This is a genomic window from Planococcus wigleyi, assembly GCF_014836985.1.
GTDB classification, from domain to species: domain Bacteria; phylum Bacillota; class Bacilli; order Bacillales_A; family Planococcaceae; genus Planococcus; species Planococcus notacanthi.
The window spans coordinates 89,354-104,407 of the sequence record NZ_JACSPU010000006.1; the positions used below are offsets into that span (position 1 = coordinate 89,354).

At 47.7% G+C, this 15,054-nt stretch carries 17 protein-coding genes; 3 read left to right on the top strand and 14 right to left on the bottom strand.

The features are described from left to right. Positions 1-62: 62 nt before the first annotated feature. From hisIE to hprK, 13 genes are all read right to left on the bottom strand, one after another. Positions 63-689 (bottom strand): bifunctional phosphoribosyl-AMP cyclohydrolase/phosphoribosyl-ATP diphosphatase HisIE, encoded by a 627-nt coding sequence (gene hisIE, locus H9630_RS16260; RefSeq protein ID WP_191716561.1) that lies wholly within the window; start codon positions 687-689, stop codon positions 63-65. Next, entirely contained in the window at positions 686-1,438 is a 753-nt protein-coding gene (hisF, locus tag H9630_RS16265) for an imidazole glycerol phosphate synthase subunit HisF (protein ID WP_191716562.1), read from the bottom strand. Before hisF ends, hisIE begins: the two co-directional genes overlap by 4 nt. Next, entirely contained in the window at positions 1,432-2,160 is a 729-nt protein-coding gene (gene hisA, locus H9630_RS16270; protein WP_191716563.1) for a 1-(5-phosphoribosyl)-5-[(5-phosphoribosylamino)methylideneamino]imidazole-4-carboxamide isomerase, read from the bottom strand. The genes hisF and hisA overlap by 7 nt, the downstream gene beginning before the upstream one ends. After that, complete coding sequence (hisH, locus tag H9630_RS16275; protein WP_191716564.1) at positions 2,153-2,782, bottom strand: imidazole glycerol phosphate synthase subunit HisH; 630 nt, start codon at positions 2,780-2,782, stop codon at positions 2,153-2,155. Before hisH ends, hisA begins: the two co-directional genes overlap by 8 nt. Then, on the bottom strand, positions 2,779-3,366 hold the full coding sequence (gene hisB, locus H9630_RS16280; protein ID WP_191716565.1) for an imidazoleglycerol-phosphate dehydratase HisB: 588 nt from the start codon (positions 3,364-3,366) through the stop codon (positions 2,779-2,781). Before hisB ends, hisH begins: the two co-directional genes overlap by 4 nt. Next, positions 3,366-4,646, bottom strand: a complete 1,281-nt coding sequence (gene hisD / locus H9630_RS16285) for a histidinol dehydrogenase (RefSeq protein ID WP_191716566.1) — start codon at positions 4,644-4,646, stop codon at positions 3,366-3,368. Before hisD ends, hisB begins: the two co-directional genes overlap by 1 nt. Further along, positions 4,643-5,269 carry an ATP phosphoribosyltransferase gene (hisG, locus tag H9630_RS16290; protein ID WP_191716567.1) on the bottom strand — a complete coding sequence of 209 codons (627 nt, stop codon included), beginning with the start codon at positions 5,267-5,269 and terminating at the stop codon, positions 4,643-4,645. Before hisG ends, hisD begins: the two co-directional genes overlap by 4 nt. Continuing rightward, a complete protein-coding gene (gene hisZ, locus H9630_RS16295; RefSeq protein WP_191716568.1) occupies positions 5,269-6,426 on the bottom strand; it encodes an ATP phosphoribosyltransferase regulatory subunit in 1,158 nt (385 codons plus the stop codon). The genes hisG and hisZ overlap by 1 nt, the downstream gene beginning before the upstream one ends. A 131-nt stretch (positions 6,427-6,557) precedes the next feature. After that, positions 6,558-7,070, bottom strand: a complete 513-nt coding sequence (locus H9630_RS16300; RefSeq protein WP_191716569.1) for an acyltransferase — start codon at positions 7,068-7,070, stop codon at positions 6,558-6,560. Further along, positions 7,067-7,723, bottom strand: a complete 657-nt coding sequence (gene ppaX / locus H9630_RS16305) for a pyrophosphatase PpaX (RefSeq protein ID WP_191716570.1) — start codon at positions 7,721-7,723, stop codon at positions 7,067-7,069. Before ppaX ends, H9630_RS16300 begins: the two co-directional genes overlap by 4 nt. Next, positions 7,720-8,655 carry a nucleoside recognition domain-containing protein gene (locus tag H9630_RS16310; protein ID WP_191716571.1) on the bottom strand — a complete coding sequence of 312 codons (936 nt, stop codon included), beginning with the start codon at positions 8,653-8,655 and terminating at the stop codon, positions 7,720-7,722. Before H9630_RS16310 ends, ppaX begins: the two co-directional genes overlap by 4 nt. 19 nt (positions 8,656-8,674) lie before the next feature. After that, entirely contained in the window at positions 8,675-9,487 is an 813-nt protein-coding gene (gene lgt / locus H9630_RS16315; protein ID WP_191716572.1) for a prolipoprotein diacylglyceryl transferase, read from the bottom strand. A 21-nt stretch (positions 9,488-9,508) separates the two neighbouring features. Further along, positions 9,509-10,435, bottom strand: coding sequence for an HPr(Ser) kinase/phosphatase (hprK, locus tag H9630_RS16320; RefSeq protein WP_191716573.1), 927 nt, complete (start codon positions 10,433-10,435; stop codon positions 9,509-9,511). Positions 10,436-10,602: 167 nt separating this feature from the next. Between hprK and H9630_RS16325 the strand changes: the two genes are divergently transcribed. The 3 genes from H9630_RS16325 to H9630_RS16335 all read left to right on the top strand — a co-directional run bounded on the left by H9630_RS16325 (position 10,603) and on the right by H9630_RS16335 (position 13,667). Next, the gene (locus tag H9630_RS16325; protein WP_191716574.1) at positions 10,603-11,166 is read left to right on the top strand and encodes an N-acetylmuramoyl-L-alanine amidase family protein; all 564 of its coding nucleotides are present in this window, start codon (positions 10,603-10,605) and stop codon (positions 11,164-11,166) included. A gap of 97 nt (positions 11,167-11,263) precedes the next feature. Next, positions 11,264-13,210 carry a GTP-binding protein gene (locus tag H9630_RS16330; RefSeq protein WP_191716575.1) on the top strand — a complete coding sequence of 649 codons (1,947 nt, stop codon included), beginning with the start codon at positions 11,264-11,266 and terminating at the stop codon, positions 13,208-13,210. A gap of 31 nt (positions 13,211-13,241) precedes the next feature. Then, the gene (locus tag H9630_RS16335; RefSeq protein WP_191716576.1) at positions 13,242-13,667 is read left to right on the top strand and encodes a DUF1801 domain-containing protein; all 426 of its coding nucleotides are present in this window, start codon (positions 13,242-13,244) and stop codon (positions 13,665-13,667) included. Between the two features lie 120 nt (positions 13,668-13,787). Here H9630_RS16335 and H9630_RS16340 read toward each other — a convergent pair whose 3' ends face one another. Further along, positions 13,788-14,957 (bottom strand): DUF4097 family beta strand repeat-containing protein, encoded by a 1,170-nt coding sequence (locus H9630_RS16340; protein ID WP_191716577.1) that lies wholly within the window; start codon positions 14,955-14,957, stop codon positions 13,788-13,790. Between the last annotated feature and the right edge of the window lie 97 nt (positions 14,958-15,054).

Sequence of the window (15,054 nt, forward strand, 5' to 3'; positions counted from 1 at the left end):
AAAAGGAACGATCAGAATCGTCCCTATACTCAAATGTGCTGTAATTATAGCATATTTCCGTGTTATTTACTTGTCGTTTTTACAGCGTGGCGCTCTTTTAGTACGTCAACCACCTGGCTGATTCCTACTTTTTGCTCTTGCAGCAGAACCAATACATGATAGAACAAATCAGCGGTTTCCATCGACAGCTCCTGTGCATCACGATTCTTGGCTGCAATGATTACTTCAGCCGCTTCTTCGCCCACTTTTTTACAGATTTTGTCTACCCCTTCTTCAAACAGATAGGTGGTATAGGCGCCTTCAGGCATTTCTTCTTCACGCGTTTTAATTAACGATGTCAATTGGGCGAACATATCCCCTGGAGATTCGTTGCGTTCTCCGTGGATTGTTTCAAAGAAACAGCTGTCTTTGCCTGTATGGCAAGCAGGACCATTGGGAATCACTTCATAGATCAGTGAATCGCCGTCACAGTCCAAACGCACCGCTGTCACTTGTTGTGTGTTTCCGCTGGTAGCGCCTTTGTTCCACAATTCCTTGCGGCTTCTTGAATAAAGCCACGTTTCATTGGTATCCATGGTTTTTTGGACCGCTTCTTCATTGGCATATGCCAAAGTCAGTACTTCTTTTGTTTCTGCGTTCTGGATAATAACGGGAATCAGCCCGTCTTGGTCATATTGAATCGTTGTCATCGGACATTCACTCCCTCTTTCCGTAGATATTCTTTTACTTCAGCCACGCTGGTTTCTTTGTAATGGAAAATGGATGCAGCCAATGCGGCATCGGCATCCACCGCTTTGAATACTTCGCTGAAATGCTCTTTATTTCCTGCACCGCCGCTCGCAATAACCGGCACTTCGACCGCTTCGCGCACAGCCTGCGTCAATTCCAGGTCAAAACCGTCTTTCGATCCGTCTTTGTCCATGCTCGTCAACAGCAGTTCGCCGGCTCCAAGCTCCACGCTCTTTTTTGCCCATTCAATGGCGTTCCACTCGGTTTTATTGCGGCCGCCATGTGTATAGACGTCCCAGCTGCCGCCGTTTTTCTTGGCATCAATGGCGACGACGATGCACTGGGAACCGAAGAAATCAGCACCTTCTTTGATCAACTCCGGACGGTCCAGAGCCGCTGTGTTCAAGGATACTTTATCAGCACCTGCACGCAGCATACGTTTCATGTCCTCAAGGCTGCGGATGCCGCCGCCTACCGTAAACGGAATGGAAAGCTCTGTCGCAACAATTTTGACTACTTCCACCATAGTTTCTTTCCCCTCATGAGAAGCAGAGATATCAAGAAACACCAGTTCGTCCGCTCCTTGCTTATCGTAGAAACGTGCCAGTTCAACGGGATCTCCTGCGTCACGCAATGAAACGAAGCTGACACCTTTGACGACGCGCCCTTCTTTGACATCCAGGCACGGAATAATGCGTTTTGTCAGCATGACAAAGCCTCCTCCAGTGTAAAACGGTTTTCATATAAGGCTTTTCCGATAATCACACCTGCGATGTTGCTGTCACTAGATGCTTGCTTGACGTTGCGGATATCTTCCAGTGAACCGATGCCGCCGGAGACAATCACTTGCGCGCCTGCAGCTTCAACCAACGCTTGATTGGCTTTGATATTTGGTCCGGCCAGCGTGCCGTCTGTTGCAATATCCGTATAGATGAAATGCTTAGCGCCTTTTGAAGCGAAATAATTCGCCACTTCCGTCGCGGCCTGTCCGGATGTTTCAATCCATCCTTCTGTAGCGGCCATGCCATTTTTAGCATCGATGCCGATGACGATGCGGTCAGCACCAAACTCCTCGATGAACGACACTGCAAGTTCCGGATTACGGATGGCAAGGCTTCCGATAATGACACGCGCTACCCCGTTCGATAAATAATGCTGGATGTCTTCACGTGCCCGGATACCTCCGCCCACCTGCACTTTAGCTCCCAGTTTGGCTGCTTCGATCACGACTTGGTCGTTGATCCGGATGCCGTCTTTGGCTCCGTCCAAATCGACCATATGTATCCATTGTGCGCCTGCTTCTACGAATTTTTTCGCCATATCCACAGGCGAATCGCCGTAGATGGTTTCCTGGGCATAATCCCCCTGGAAAAGACGTACACATTTGCCATCCCGCAAATCGATTGCAGGATAGATTTGAAAGTTAGTCATTTAGGTTCCTCCTGACATTTGCGATCCACTGTTCCAATAAATAATGGCCGAAGTCGCCGGATTTTTCCGGATGAAACTGCATGCCTGTAATCAACCCATTGCCGACCACTCCCGGCACGTCATGGTTCCCGTAACTTGCAGTTGCCCAAATTTCCTGTTCATCTGTATTGACCGCCAAAAAAGAATGGACAAAATAGACATGGGTATCGCTCAAGACTTCATCCAGCCAATAAGGTACACGTGAGAATTCGAGCCGGTTCCAGCCCATATGCGGAATCCGGTAGGTGCCTTTTTCAAAACGGCGGATTTGTCCCGTCAGCAAGCCCAGTCCTTTGGTCGGTTTTACTTCAGAACTGTCTTCATATAATAATTGCATGCCGAGGCAGATTCCAAGTAGCGGAATGTTTTTCTCCGGCAGCGATTGGATGAATGCTGAAAGGCCTTTTTGGTTCAGAAGCTCCATTGCATCCGGAAATGCACCGACTCCCGGCAGCAGAATCCCTTCCGCTTCCAGCAGTACAGCCGGATCATCCGAAACGATCACCGTGCAATCCAGTTTTTTCAAAGCCTGTTCGACGCTGAACAAATTGCCCATGCCGTAATCGATGATGCCGATGATCATGTCAACAGCCCCTTTGTGGACGGAACTCCTTTGACACGCGGGTCAATGCTTGTCGCTTCATCCAGTGCCCGTGCCAATGCCTTGAACACTGCTTCGATGATGTGGTGTGTATTTTTTCCGTAGTGGACGATGACATGGACATTCATGCGTGATTCCAGCGCGAATTTCCACAGGAATTCCTGCACCAGCTCCGTATCGAATGTCCCCACTTTTTCATTTGGAAGTTCGCAGCGGAACTCCAGATGCGGCCGGTTAGAACAGTCGATGACCACTTGTGCCAACGCGTCATCCATCGGCACGAATGCATTGCCGTAGCGGCGGATGCCTTTTTTATCGCCAAGCGCTTCTTTGACTGCCTGGCCAAGCACGATGCCGATGTCTTCTGTTGTGTGGTGATCATCAATGTGAGTGTCTCCATCCGCTTTGATATCGCCATTAAATAAGCCATGCTTGATGAACAGGTCCAGCATATGGTCCATGAATGGAACGCCTGTATCGATGGTTGATTTGCCTTCTCCATCCAATGAAAAGTTGATGGCTACTTTGGTTTCATTGGTATTGCGTTTGATTTCAGCTTGTCTCATTATTCATTCCCCTTTTCCCACGACCGCGATTCGACTGCACGCGCATGGCCTTCCAATCCTTCAAGGCGCGCCAGACGGGCGATTTTATCTTTATTTGTTTGCCAAGCCTGCTCGCTGTAGCGGACAATGCTGGTTCGTTTAATAAAATCATAAACAGATAATGCGCTCGAGAAACGAGCCGTGCTGTTGGTCGGCAATACATGGTTGGTTCCCGCAAAATAATCGCCGATCGGCTCGGATGAATAGCGTCCGATAAAAATGGCACCGGCGTGGCGGATTCTGTCTGCCACCGCTTCTGCATCCTCCGTCATGATTTCCAAGTGTTCAGGAGCCAATTGATTCGCAGCTGCAACCAGCTCTTCCATCGTCTCCCCCAGGTAAATCATGCCATGATCTGCAATCGCAGGGCTGGCGATGGCTTCACGCGGCAAAAGAGCCAGTTGCCGGTCCACTTCTTTGGAAACCGCATCGGCTAAGCTTTCGCTTATCGTCAACAGCACCGCACTGGCCATCGGATCGTGTTCTGCCTGTGACAATAGATCCGCTGCGACTTCATCGGCATAAGCCGTGTCGTCAGCGATTACAGCAATTTCACTCGGCCCTGCAATCATATCGATGGCGACATCGCCGTTGACTTCCCGTTTCGCCAACGCGACAAAGATATTGCCGGGACCGGTAATTTTATCGACCGGGGCAATGGACTGTGTGCCGTAAGCCAGTGCCGCAATGGCTTGGGCACCGCCTGACTTATAGACTTCCGAAATGCCCAGGATATGGGCCGCTGCCAATACTCCGTCGGACAAGGTGCCGTCTTTGCCTGGAGGCGAAATCAAAACGATGCGGGAAACGCCCGCTACCTGTGCAGGAATGACGTTCATCAACACGGATGAAGGATAAGCAGCAGTTCCGCCTGGCACATAAAGCCCCGCAGATTCGATGGCGGTGACACGCTGGGCAACATACGAACCGTCCTCGTTGTCCAGCCGGTATCCCTGCTGTTGCTGGCTTTCATGGTATTTGCGGATATTCGTCGCTGCTTCCGTCAGATCCTCCAGCAGTTGGCGGTCAAAACGCGCGACTGCTTGTTCAATTTCTACTTCTGTTACACGCAAGGATGATAGGTTGGCACCGTCCCATTTTTCAGCGTAACGGAACATCGCCTGATCACCATTTTCCCGAACGTCCTGGATAATATCTTTTACCGCCGCAACCTGCTGGCCGGTTCCTTCTGCAATTGTTCTTCTGATGGAAATTCCTGCTGACAAACGAGTTATTTTCATAAGCTTGCCTGCTTTCTCAAGTTCTCCACAAGTTCGGTAATGCGCTTCTGCTTCAAACGGTAACTGACCGGATTGGCAATTAAACGCGATGTGATGTCGACGATTTTCTCGTATTCGACCAACCCGTTTTCCTTCAAGGTTTTGCCGGTCGAGACGATATCCACAATGCGGTCTGCCAAGCCGATCATCGGCGCCAATTCAATCGAACCGTTCAATTCGATGATTTCGACTTGTTCGCCTTTGCCTCTATAATATTGTGAAGCCACTTTCGGATATTTGGTCGCTACCCGCGGCGTCACTTCATTCATCGGTGTATCGGGCATACCGGCAGTCGCGATATAGCAACGGCTGATGCCAAGATCCAATAATTCATAGACATCCCGGTCATGCTCGAGCATGACGTCTTTCCCGGCAATGCCGATATCCGCGACTCCGTGTTCCACATAGGCAGGAACGTCCATCGGCTTGGAAAGGATAAAGCGGATGTTCTCATTTGGCGCTTCAACAATTAATTTCCGCGAATCGTCGAGTTCTTTCGGCAAATCATAGCCTGCCTTCACCAATAATTCGTATGCTTCTTCAAATATACGGCCTTTGGGCATTGCAATCGTTAATGCATCCATCAATTGGCACCTTCCATTCGTAGGACATCACTGAACAAAGCGCTGAATTCATCTATAGCCAGAACCGCTGGCGCGAATTGCAGCGTAACCCGTACGCCTTCGCCGCGAAGCTTCTGCGCTTTGTCAAACGCCCGTTCTTCATTCGGTTCATCAAAAAGAATCAAGGTATGGTTTTCCTGTTCGGCATCGGCAGAAATGATTTCCAACAGGCGGTCGACACGCAGTCCAAAACCGGTTGCGCCGACCTGAAGCCCGAATTGCTTCATCAAGCCGTCATAGCGTCCTCCGTTGCCGAGCGGAAATCCACTGCCTGCTCCATATACTTCAAACACCAAACCGGTGTAATAAGTCATGTGGCTGTTAAATGATAAGTCATATGTAACCGCATCGGCCAAACCGCTGCGCTCCAATATGGTCTTCAACTTTTTCATGCCTTCGAATAACGAAGTCTGCTTGGTATTGGCCGGATCGATCCATTGCTGCCATTCTTCGACAGTTGACGTTGACATCAAGCCGACAAACGATTCCAGTCTGGAAGGCTCAATCGGCAACTGCTTGGCCAAACTTTCAAAACCGACGCTGTTCTTGGAAACGAAAGCGCTATGCACTTTCTCAATTTGTTCCTGATCCAAACCAAAATCTTCAAGGATCAGCTGCAGCAATTGTGTATGGCCAATAACAAAACGGCTGGATTTAATATCCAGGTTCTTTAGGACGTTCCACGCGAGAATGATCACTTCAGCATCCGCATACAAGGAATCATCGCCAATCAGTTCTACGCCCATTTGTTCAAATTCTGCGGGGCGTCCGCCTTCACGCTTCTGGGCACGGAAGACGTTTGAATAATAGCCAAGCCGCACCGGCATTTTTTCTTTCAATAATTTTGAAGCGGCAACCCGTGCAATCGGTGACGTCATGTCCGGACGCAAAACCAAAGTTTCACCTTGGCTGTCCAATAATTTGAATAAGGCATTATCTGCAATGGCAGAAATTTTGCCTACGGTTTCATAGTATTCAAGTGTTGGTGTTTGCAACAGGTCATAGCCTGCTTGCTGGATAATGGCGGTTCCATTCGAACGGAGCTCCGCTTTCTTTTTAGCGATGAATGGAAAATCGTCTCTCATGCCTAATGGTTTTTCAAACATTTGTATAGTCATTCATAAAACTCCCTAATATTGGTTATTTTACTTTAGTTCGCTAATGTGGTGAAGTAATATTATTTTAGCGCATTTTTCCATCCATCGTCAAGGGATAACCTCGAAAAAAATCCTGAAAGCACAAGATGCTTTCAGGATTTTGCTTGGCGCTCCGCCATTTGTTCAGCTGTATAGATGATGTTCATCGGATTGCCCCCGACAAAAGCTCCAGCTGGCACATCTTTATGGACGAGCGTGGCAGCGGAAACAATCGCGCCGTTTCCGATGGTGATGCCGGGCAAAATCGTGGTATTTGCTCCGATCATGACGCGGTCTCCAATGACTACGTCGCCGAGCCGGTATTCATCTATTAAATATTCATGTGCCAGAATCGTCGTGTTATAGCCGATCACTGAATTTTTGCCGACCGTAATCCGCTCCGGAAACATAACATCCGGCATGACCATTAATGCAAAAGAGGAATGTTCACCAATTTTCATTTTAAGAAAAGTCTTGTACATCCAGTTTTTCATCGGCAAAAACGGCGTATATCTGGCGGTTTGGATCACCATAAAATTTTTAGCCACCTTCCAGAAAGGAACCGTTTTGTAAATATGCCAAAGCGAGTTGGGGCCATCGACAAAATGCCGTTGTGTATTTCTCATTTCACTGCCTCTTTTGTCAGCTCCAATAAATCACTGATATGCTGAAGCATATAATCGGGATTGAAACTAGCCAGGTAGTCTTCGCCTTTTGCTGACCAGGCAACGCCAGCCGTCCGGACTCCGGCATTTTTGCCGCCTTCAATATCATGCGAATTATCGCCGATCATCAAAGCTTCGTCATGAGATGCAGCTAATTGTTCCAAAGCCAGATGCAAGGGTTCCGGGTCTGGTTTTGGATTGCTGACATGATCCAGGCCAATCAGCACATCGAAAACATCACTGACGCCCATCAGGTTTAGTCCATGACGGATTGTATCGCTTCTTTTAGTCGAGACGATCGCCATTTTCAGCCCTTGTGCTTTCAGCAGTCGCAGCGTTTCCGCCACACCGTCGTATTCTTCCACCAATTCATCGTGCATTGTCCGGTTCAAGGCGCGGTATTGTTCCGTCAACTCTTCCACACGCTCCGGATCAATCGCTGTAAATGTCTGTTTCAGCGACGGACCGATAAAATGCAGCACTTCTTCACGGCCAAAACGGCCAGGATAATGTTCATCCAATACTGCCAGAAAGGTCTGGATAATCAATTCATTGGTATCCAGCAAAGTGCCATCAAAATCGAACAATAACGTATTGATTTTTTTCGTCGTCACGTGGAAACCACACCCTTCTCTTTTTCTTCCGCTTTACGCCACATATAGGAAACGAAAATCGTTAAGGCCAAGGCGGTGACGACGCGAATCGCCAGCAGCGGCCATATCGGGATGCCGAGTGGAATAAAAATCAGCGTATCTTCCACGATGGCATGGCAGGCAACCAGGAAGATGAAGACCAAAGTCGCATCTTTTTTGCTGACGCCGTCTTCCTGCACTGCTTGAATCATCACACCCGCTCCCATGGCCAGCCCAAATATCAGTCCGGAAGCAAGTGTCAGGGAAGCGTTTTTTTCTACCCCCAGCAGGCGTGTCAACGGCCCCAGCATAGAGGATATTTTCTGAAGATACTGCTTGTCTTTCAAAATTTGAATCATGAGCATCAGGGGAATGACGATCATTGCCAATTGCAGAACGCCAAACGATGCTTTCTCAAGCCCGATCAGGAAAATCGCCAGCCAGCTTTCTGGCACAGCAGCAGCTTCAGGAGCAAAGCCATACTGTGCTATTTCGCCGCCGCCTTTCCAAAATAAATTGATCAGGATAGCGGACAGTCCAGCAAGACCGAAACGGACCACCAGCACTACCCACAGTTTGACGCCTACTTTCAGCGCTACGCCCGTCTCAATGAAAATATTATGTGAGAATGACAGCATGACGGCCAGAATAAACACTTCCTTGACCGTCAGTTCCAATGACAGGATACCGGCGATACCGGCATACAGATTCAGCGCGTTCCCCAGAACCAGCGGAATGGCGGCATCTCCACTTAAACCGAACAAGCCCATAATCGGCGCTACTAAATCAATGATAAAAGGCAGAACCGGTGTATATTGAAGCATGGTGACGAGGAGGGTAATCGGGAAAATGATCTTCCCCAATGACCAAGTCGTCTTCAATCCTGCTTTCAATCCATTTTTCAACGTTGACATCTGATCGCTTCTTTCCAGGTTATTTGTCTTTATAATGCGGCGGATTTTTGATTGCTACTCTGCGGTATATGATAAGCACCACAGCGATAACAACGGCAATAACCGAGACCAATTGTGCGGCACGAAGTTCACCGACCACATAGAGGCTGTCTGTCCGCATTCCTTCTATAAAGAAGCGGCCCACAGAATACCAAATCATATAGAAGAAAAACATTTCGCCACGCACCAAATTCACTTTACGCAGCAACAGCAAAATGATGATGCCCACCAGGCTCCACATGGATTCATACAGGAACGTCGGGTGGTAGTAAGCTCCATCTATGTACATATGATTGATGATCCAATCCGGAATGAACAGGTTTTCCAGAAACGTCCGTGACACTTCTCCGCCATGCGCTTCCTGGTTGATGAAATTGCCCCATCGGCCAATTGCCTGGCCGATCAGAATACTGGGTGCTAAGATATCTGCTACTTTCAAAAAGGAGGTATTGCGCTTTTTGGTGAACAGATAAGCCACAATCACCGATGCAATCAAAGCACCATGGATGGCGATTCCGCCATTCCAGATGGCAATGATTTCACCAGGATTGTCTTTGTAATGTTCCCATTCAAATGCTACATAGTAAATCCGGGCACCGACGATAGCCAACGGCACCGCCCAAATCAATAGATCCGTTAAATATTCAGGGTGCAATCCCCGCTTGACCATTTCACGCTGCCCCACCAGAAAGGCAATGACAATGCCTGTTGCGATGATGACGCCGTACCACCGGACCGAAATCGGACCGAGTGAAAACGCGACCGGGTCTATTGAAGCTAATATTGAAAACATCCTGTGCACCTACCCATTCGCTTAGTTTGTATCTTGAGCAATGACGTCATCCAAACGCTTAGAAAATTCTTCAGCGGCATTGACGCCCATCCGTTTGAGGCGGTAGTTCATCGCTGCCACTTCGATAATGACGGATAAGTTCCGTCCGGGACGAACAGGAATTGTCAGTTTCGTTAAGTGCGTGTCGATGATTTTCATCTTTTCCTCTTCCAGTCCAAGGCGGTCATAGGTCTTATCCGGATCCCACAGTTCCAGGTCAATGACCAGGGAAATCCTTTTAAAGGTACGGACAGCGCTCGCTCCAAATAAAGTCATAATATCGATGATGCCGACTCCACGGATTTCGAGAAGGTGTTCAATCAGTTTAGGCGGATGGCCAACCAGAGTATTTTCCCCTTCTTGGTGGATTTCTACGCAATCATCCGCTACCAGGCGATGGCCTTTTTTGACCAACTCAAGCGCCGTCTCACTTTTTCCGACGCCACTTTTTCCTGTCAGCAAGACGCCTACCCCATAAATATCAACCAAGACACCATGAATGGCTGTAGTCGGAGCCAATTGGCTTTCCAGGAAATTCGTCAACAAACTGGAGAAACGTGTGGTCGACATGGTCGTAGTCATCACCGGAACATGCCGATTGCTAGACGCGATAACCAATTCTTCCGGAACCGGAACGCCATGTGACACGATAATAGCCGGCGTATCGTCCGTGCACAGTTTCATCATGCGGTCCAACCGTTCTTTCGGTGTCAGCATGGCAAAAAAAGAAAGCTCGGTTTTGCCGAGCAATTGTACACGGTTTGCTGGATAATGAGTGAAATAGCCGGCCATTTCCAAACCGGGTCTTGAAATATCACTGATGGGTATATGGCGGCCGATGCCTTCTTCTCCGCTGATCAAATCCAGCTCGAACGTTTCCATCACTTGTTTTGTTGTTACTTGTCCCATTTATTACCCCTCATTCCTTATCCACATATTATTTCGAATTTTCATCGAAGTTGTTTTATTCCCATGCGGTTTGCTTTTATTTTAACATGGATAAAACAAATTTGAAGATTTTTGTCCCCTTTCCTCCTTTACCGAGCTATATATCCGGCAAAAGGAGGTTTTTCATCATGAAGATTATGATTGATGCCGGACACGGCCCTGAGACGCCAGGCAAGCGTTCACCGGATGGCAGACTAAGGGAATTCCATTTCAATTCTGCAGTGGCGGAAGAAGTCAAAAAGCGTTTATTTTTAGACGGCCATACTGTTTTTTTCAGCCATCAGGCGAATGTGGATGTTCCTTTGCACGAGCGTGTCAGTCTGGCCAATCGCTTGAAAGTGGACTTGTTCGTTTCCATCCATGCCAATGCCATGGGCCAAACATTCAATTCTGCCAATGGACTCGAAACTTTCACTTACACTCAGCCGCAAACAGCCACCCGCCAATTGGCTCAGTTTATCCAGAACTCACTGGTGTTGGCGACTGGACGAAAAGACCGCGGCGTCAAACAAGCTGATTTCGCTGTGCTGCGGGATACGCACATGCCGGCCATTTTAGTGGAATGTGGCTTTATGACCCATAAGCAGGAAGTTGAACTGCTTAAATCAGCCGCATACCGGAAAAGCTGTGCCCAAGGGATCTGTTTCGGAATTGCCTGTTTTGAAGCAAACCGTTTGCCCTTATCGAAGTGAGTTTGACTTATTGGAACGCGAAAGCCAAAGCGGCTTTCGCTTTTTTTCGTATTAGGGGCGAGAGATTCTGCTAAACTGAAATTAAAGAGGTGATCTTATGAACAAAACCATTGGTATTCTTGCGCATGTTGATGCCGGCAAGACTACGTTCTCAGAACAATTGCTGTACCACACAAAAAGCATCCGTGAGCGTGGGCGGGTTGATCACCAAAATACTTTTCTCGATAGCCACGCCATTGAAAAAAACCGTGGCATCACTATTTTTGCTGACCAAGCCCATTTTTCCTTTAACAATTCAACTTACTTTCTGATAGATACACCCGGACATGTCGATTTTTCCCCAGAGATGGAACGTTCGATTCAGGTTATGGATTACGCTATCGTCATCATCAGTGCGGTCGATGGCATTGAAGGGCACACTGAAACCGTCTGGCAGTTGCTGCAAAAATATAAAGTACCGGTCTTTTTCTTTATTAACAAAGCAGATCGTGAAGGTGCAGACCCTGTGGGCGTACTTGATGAAATCCGCTTGAACTTCACCGATGATGCTTTCGATCTGACAAGCTCTTTTCATAACGGAACTATGACTGAAGAGCTGATAGAATTCATTGCTGAACGGGACGAAGCCTTGTTGACCCATTATCTGGAATCCGGATACGAAGAGACTCTTTGGCTGGAGGCTTTCCAACAGATGATCGCGGACAAGCGACTCTTTCCAGCTGCCAGCGGTTCTGCTTTGCAGGACACTGGCATCCGCGAATTCCTCATGCAATTGGACCTGTTGACGGTCGGTTCCTATTCCGAAAGCGAGGAATTCGGTGCGTTAATCTACAAAATCCGGCATGATGAAAACGGCAATCGCCTCAGTTTTCTCAAAGCATTCAGCGGAACGCTTCAAGTCCGCGATAAACTGATATATGGGACCAAGCGTCTTGAAGAAAAAGTCACACAAATCCGCCTATACAACGGACAGAAATTCCTGACAGCAGACCAAGTACAGGCAGGAGAACTGTTTGCTGTCTCCGGATTAACCGAAGCGTCCGTTGGCGATTCGGTGGGCGCCCTACAGGAGAAAGCTGATTTCGGTTTGGTTCCCACCTTGAAATCAACAGTCCTTTTTGATGCCTCCCTTTCTCCTAAAGAAGTGTTAACCAGCTTTCGGATGCTGGGTGCCGAAGATCCTTCCCTGTCTGTTTTTTGGGATGAGTATTTTCAACAAATCCAGATTCAAGTGATGGGAACCATTCAATTGGAAGTTCTTGAACAAGTTGTGCTGGAACGATTTGGTTATCGTGTCGGGTTCGGTAATCCAGAAATTCTTTACAAAGAAACCATTGCGTCTTCCGTCATGGGTTACGGACATTTTGAACCACTGCGGCATTATGCGGAAGTTCATCTGAAGTTGGAACCGGGAGAGCGCGGCAGCGGCTTTCAATTAGACAACACCTGCCATGCGGATGCTTTATCTGTCGGCCACCAAAACCTGGTTCTTCATCATTTGAATGAACGTGCACACCACGGTTTATTGACTGGTTCTCCGGTAACCGATGTCAAAGCGACTTTAGTGACCGGCCGCGGACATAACCAGCACACGGCTGGCGGCGATTTTCGGGAAGCCGCATTCCGCGCACTTCGGCAAGGCTTGGAACAGGCAAAAAATCGGTTGCTCGAACCGATGTACCATTTCAAAATCAAAGTCAATACTGACCAGATGGGGAAAGTGCTGTCTGACATCCAACAGGCTTATGGCAGCTTTTCAGCGCCTGAAACAACCGGCCAGAAAACGATGATTACCGGCCGTGTTCCCGTTGCTACATTCATGAATTACAGTTCGGAATTCGCAGCATTTACTCACGGCAAAGGAGCGCTCAGCCTGCTGTTCGATGGGTATGATTTCTGTCATAATGAAGATGAAGTGATTGCCCGGATTGGATATGACAAAAACGCAGATCCCCTCTACACTTCCACTTCCATCTTTTGTGCGAAAGGCCAAGGCTATAAAGTGCCATGGGATGAAGCTGAACAGGCTATGCATTGTCTGTAAGACCACATCTGACAGAAAAGAGGGATGGGCCATGTATGAACCAAAAACAAAAGAAAATGACGCCGACGTCATTGAATTCATCGAAGCGGTCGAAAACCCTAAAAAGCGGCAGGATGCATACAAGCTGCTGGAACTATTTGAACAGGCTAGCGGATTTCCAGCCAGAATGTGGGGATCGAGCATCATCGGCTTTGGTTCCTATCATTACGTGTACAAAACTGGCCATCAAGGAGATGCTCCATTAGTCGGTTTTTCTCCTCGCAAAGCGAAGATTAGCCTCTATTTTGCAACTGGAGACGAGAAACGCGAACCGCTTCTCGAGAAATTAGGCAAGCATACCAGCGGCAAAGCCTGTGTCTATATTAATAAAACAGAGGATATCGATCTCGAAATTCTAAAGCAATTGATTAAACAGTCGATTGATTTTCTGCAGGAACTTTATCCTGATGCACATTAAAAAGTCCGGATGGCCTTCATAGGCCGTCCGGACTTTTTCAATTCTACTTATTTGAGGAAGCCTTGATGCACAATAAAAAAGAACCGGCTTAGAATATCTGAGCCGGTTTCGAGATAATGGTTATTCAATGGTTAAATAGCGGAGCAGGACTGAGCCTGTTTTCGTTTCGCCATAGACCAATAAAGGAGCCGCAGCTGGTTCCGTTCCCTGTTTGGAGAAACGAATGGATTTCTGCATAAACTGTCCTTGTTCATGAGTGCTGTCGATGTCCGACAGCAGTACATCCATTTTGCCCAAGTTCGAAGAAACTTCACCTTTCAGCGGCAAATGAGAAGGGATGTAAAGCTCGACATTGCCAGCCAAAGTTTTTGTTTCCAACTTGCGCGCTTCTTTGCATCTTGTAGTGGCAACAATATTGCCGTTCAACGATTTGGAAACGATTGTTTGAATATCGCCATCGATGTAGATGCGGCCATTCAAGGTTTCGGCTTCCAGTACTTTTCCTTTTGTTTCCTGTACATGGATAGCACCATTGGCCGTTTCCAGTTCAGCATCGTCAAACTCCACATGCTTCAAATCGACTTTGCCATTTGCTGTTTTCACTTTGATCAGAGCAGCATCGACGCGTTTCATGGCAAAACCACCATTGAACAAGCGAGCAGTGATGTGCTCGTAAGAAGCTTCCGGCACGTACAATACAACATTCACTTGAGTAGTCTTCAAATCGCTGATGATGCGCAACTTGTGGTCATCAGCTATAAAGACGAACTTATCAAGAAAATCTGCTTTAGCCTGAGCCGGCGATTCTGAGCGATATGCTTTAACGCTGCATTCTGCACGCAACAACCCGTCCTGCGACGGGAATATTTCCAATTGGCCGTTTGCGATATCCGCAATGATTGTATTGAGGTCTGTTATTTCTTCACTAAAGGTGTGGGTGAATTGAACTGCTTCACCAAATGGAGAATCGAATTCCATCGTTTTTAACTTGCCGACAGATGTTTGCATGAAGTCCATCATGCGGCCACCTAAATCGTTGAAATCGCGGGAAACATTTTTCGAGACATTTTTTGAGACATTTTTCGAAAAGTCTTTCGATACTTTCTTCATAATATCTTCAGGTCTGAAAAATCCGCGCTTCCCTGATTTTTCTCTCTGGTTGTTGCGGCCGTAATCCGGCTCATTTGAAGAACTGCTGCCATCTATAGCGCGCAGCAACTCAACGGCTTCCCGCGCTGAAATCGTACCGTTTTCAACCATGTCCAAAATGCGTTCTTTTTCGCTTTGCATGTATTGTGGCCTCCTCATTGTCTGGTTGCAGGCAAGCAGATGCGTACCTGAACAAACAGATCTTTTCTTCTAAATGATACGTTTGGCAGCCCGAAAA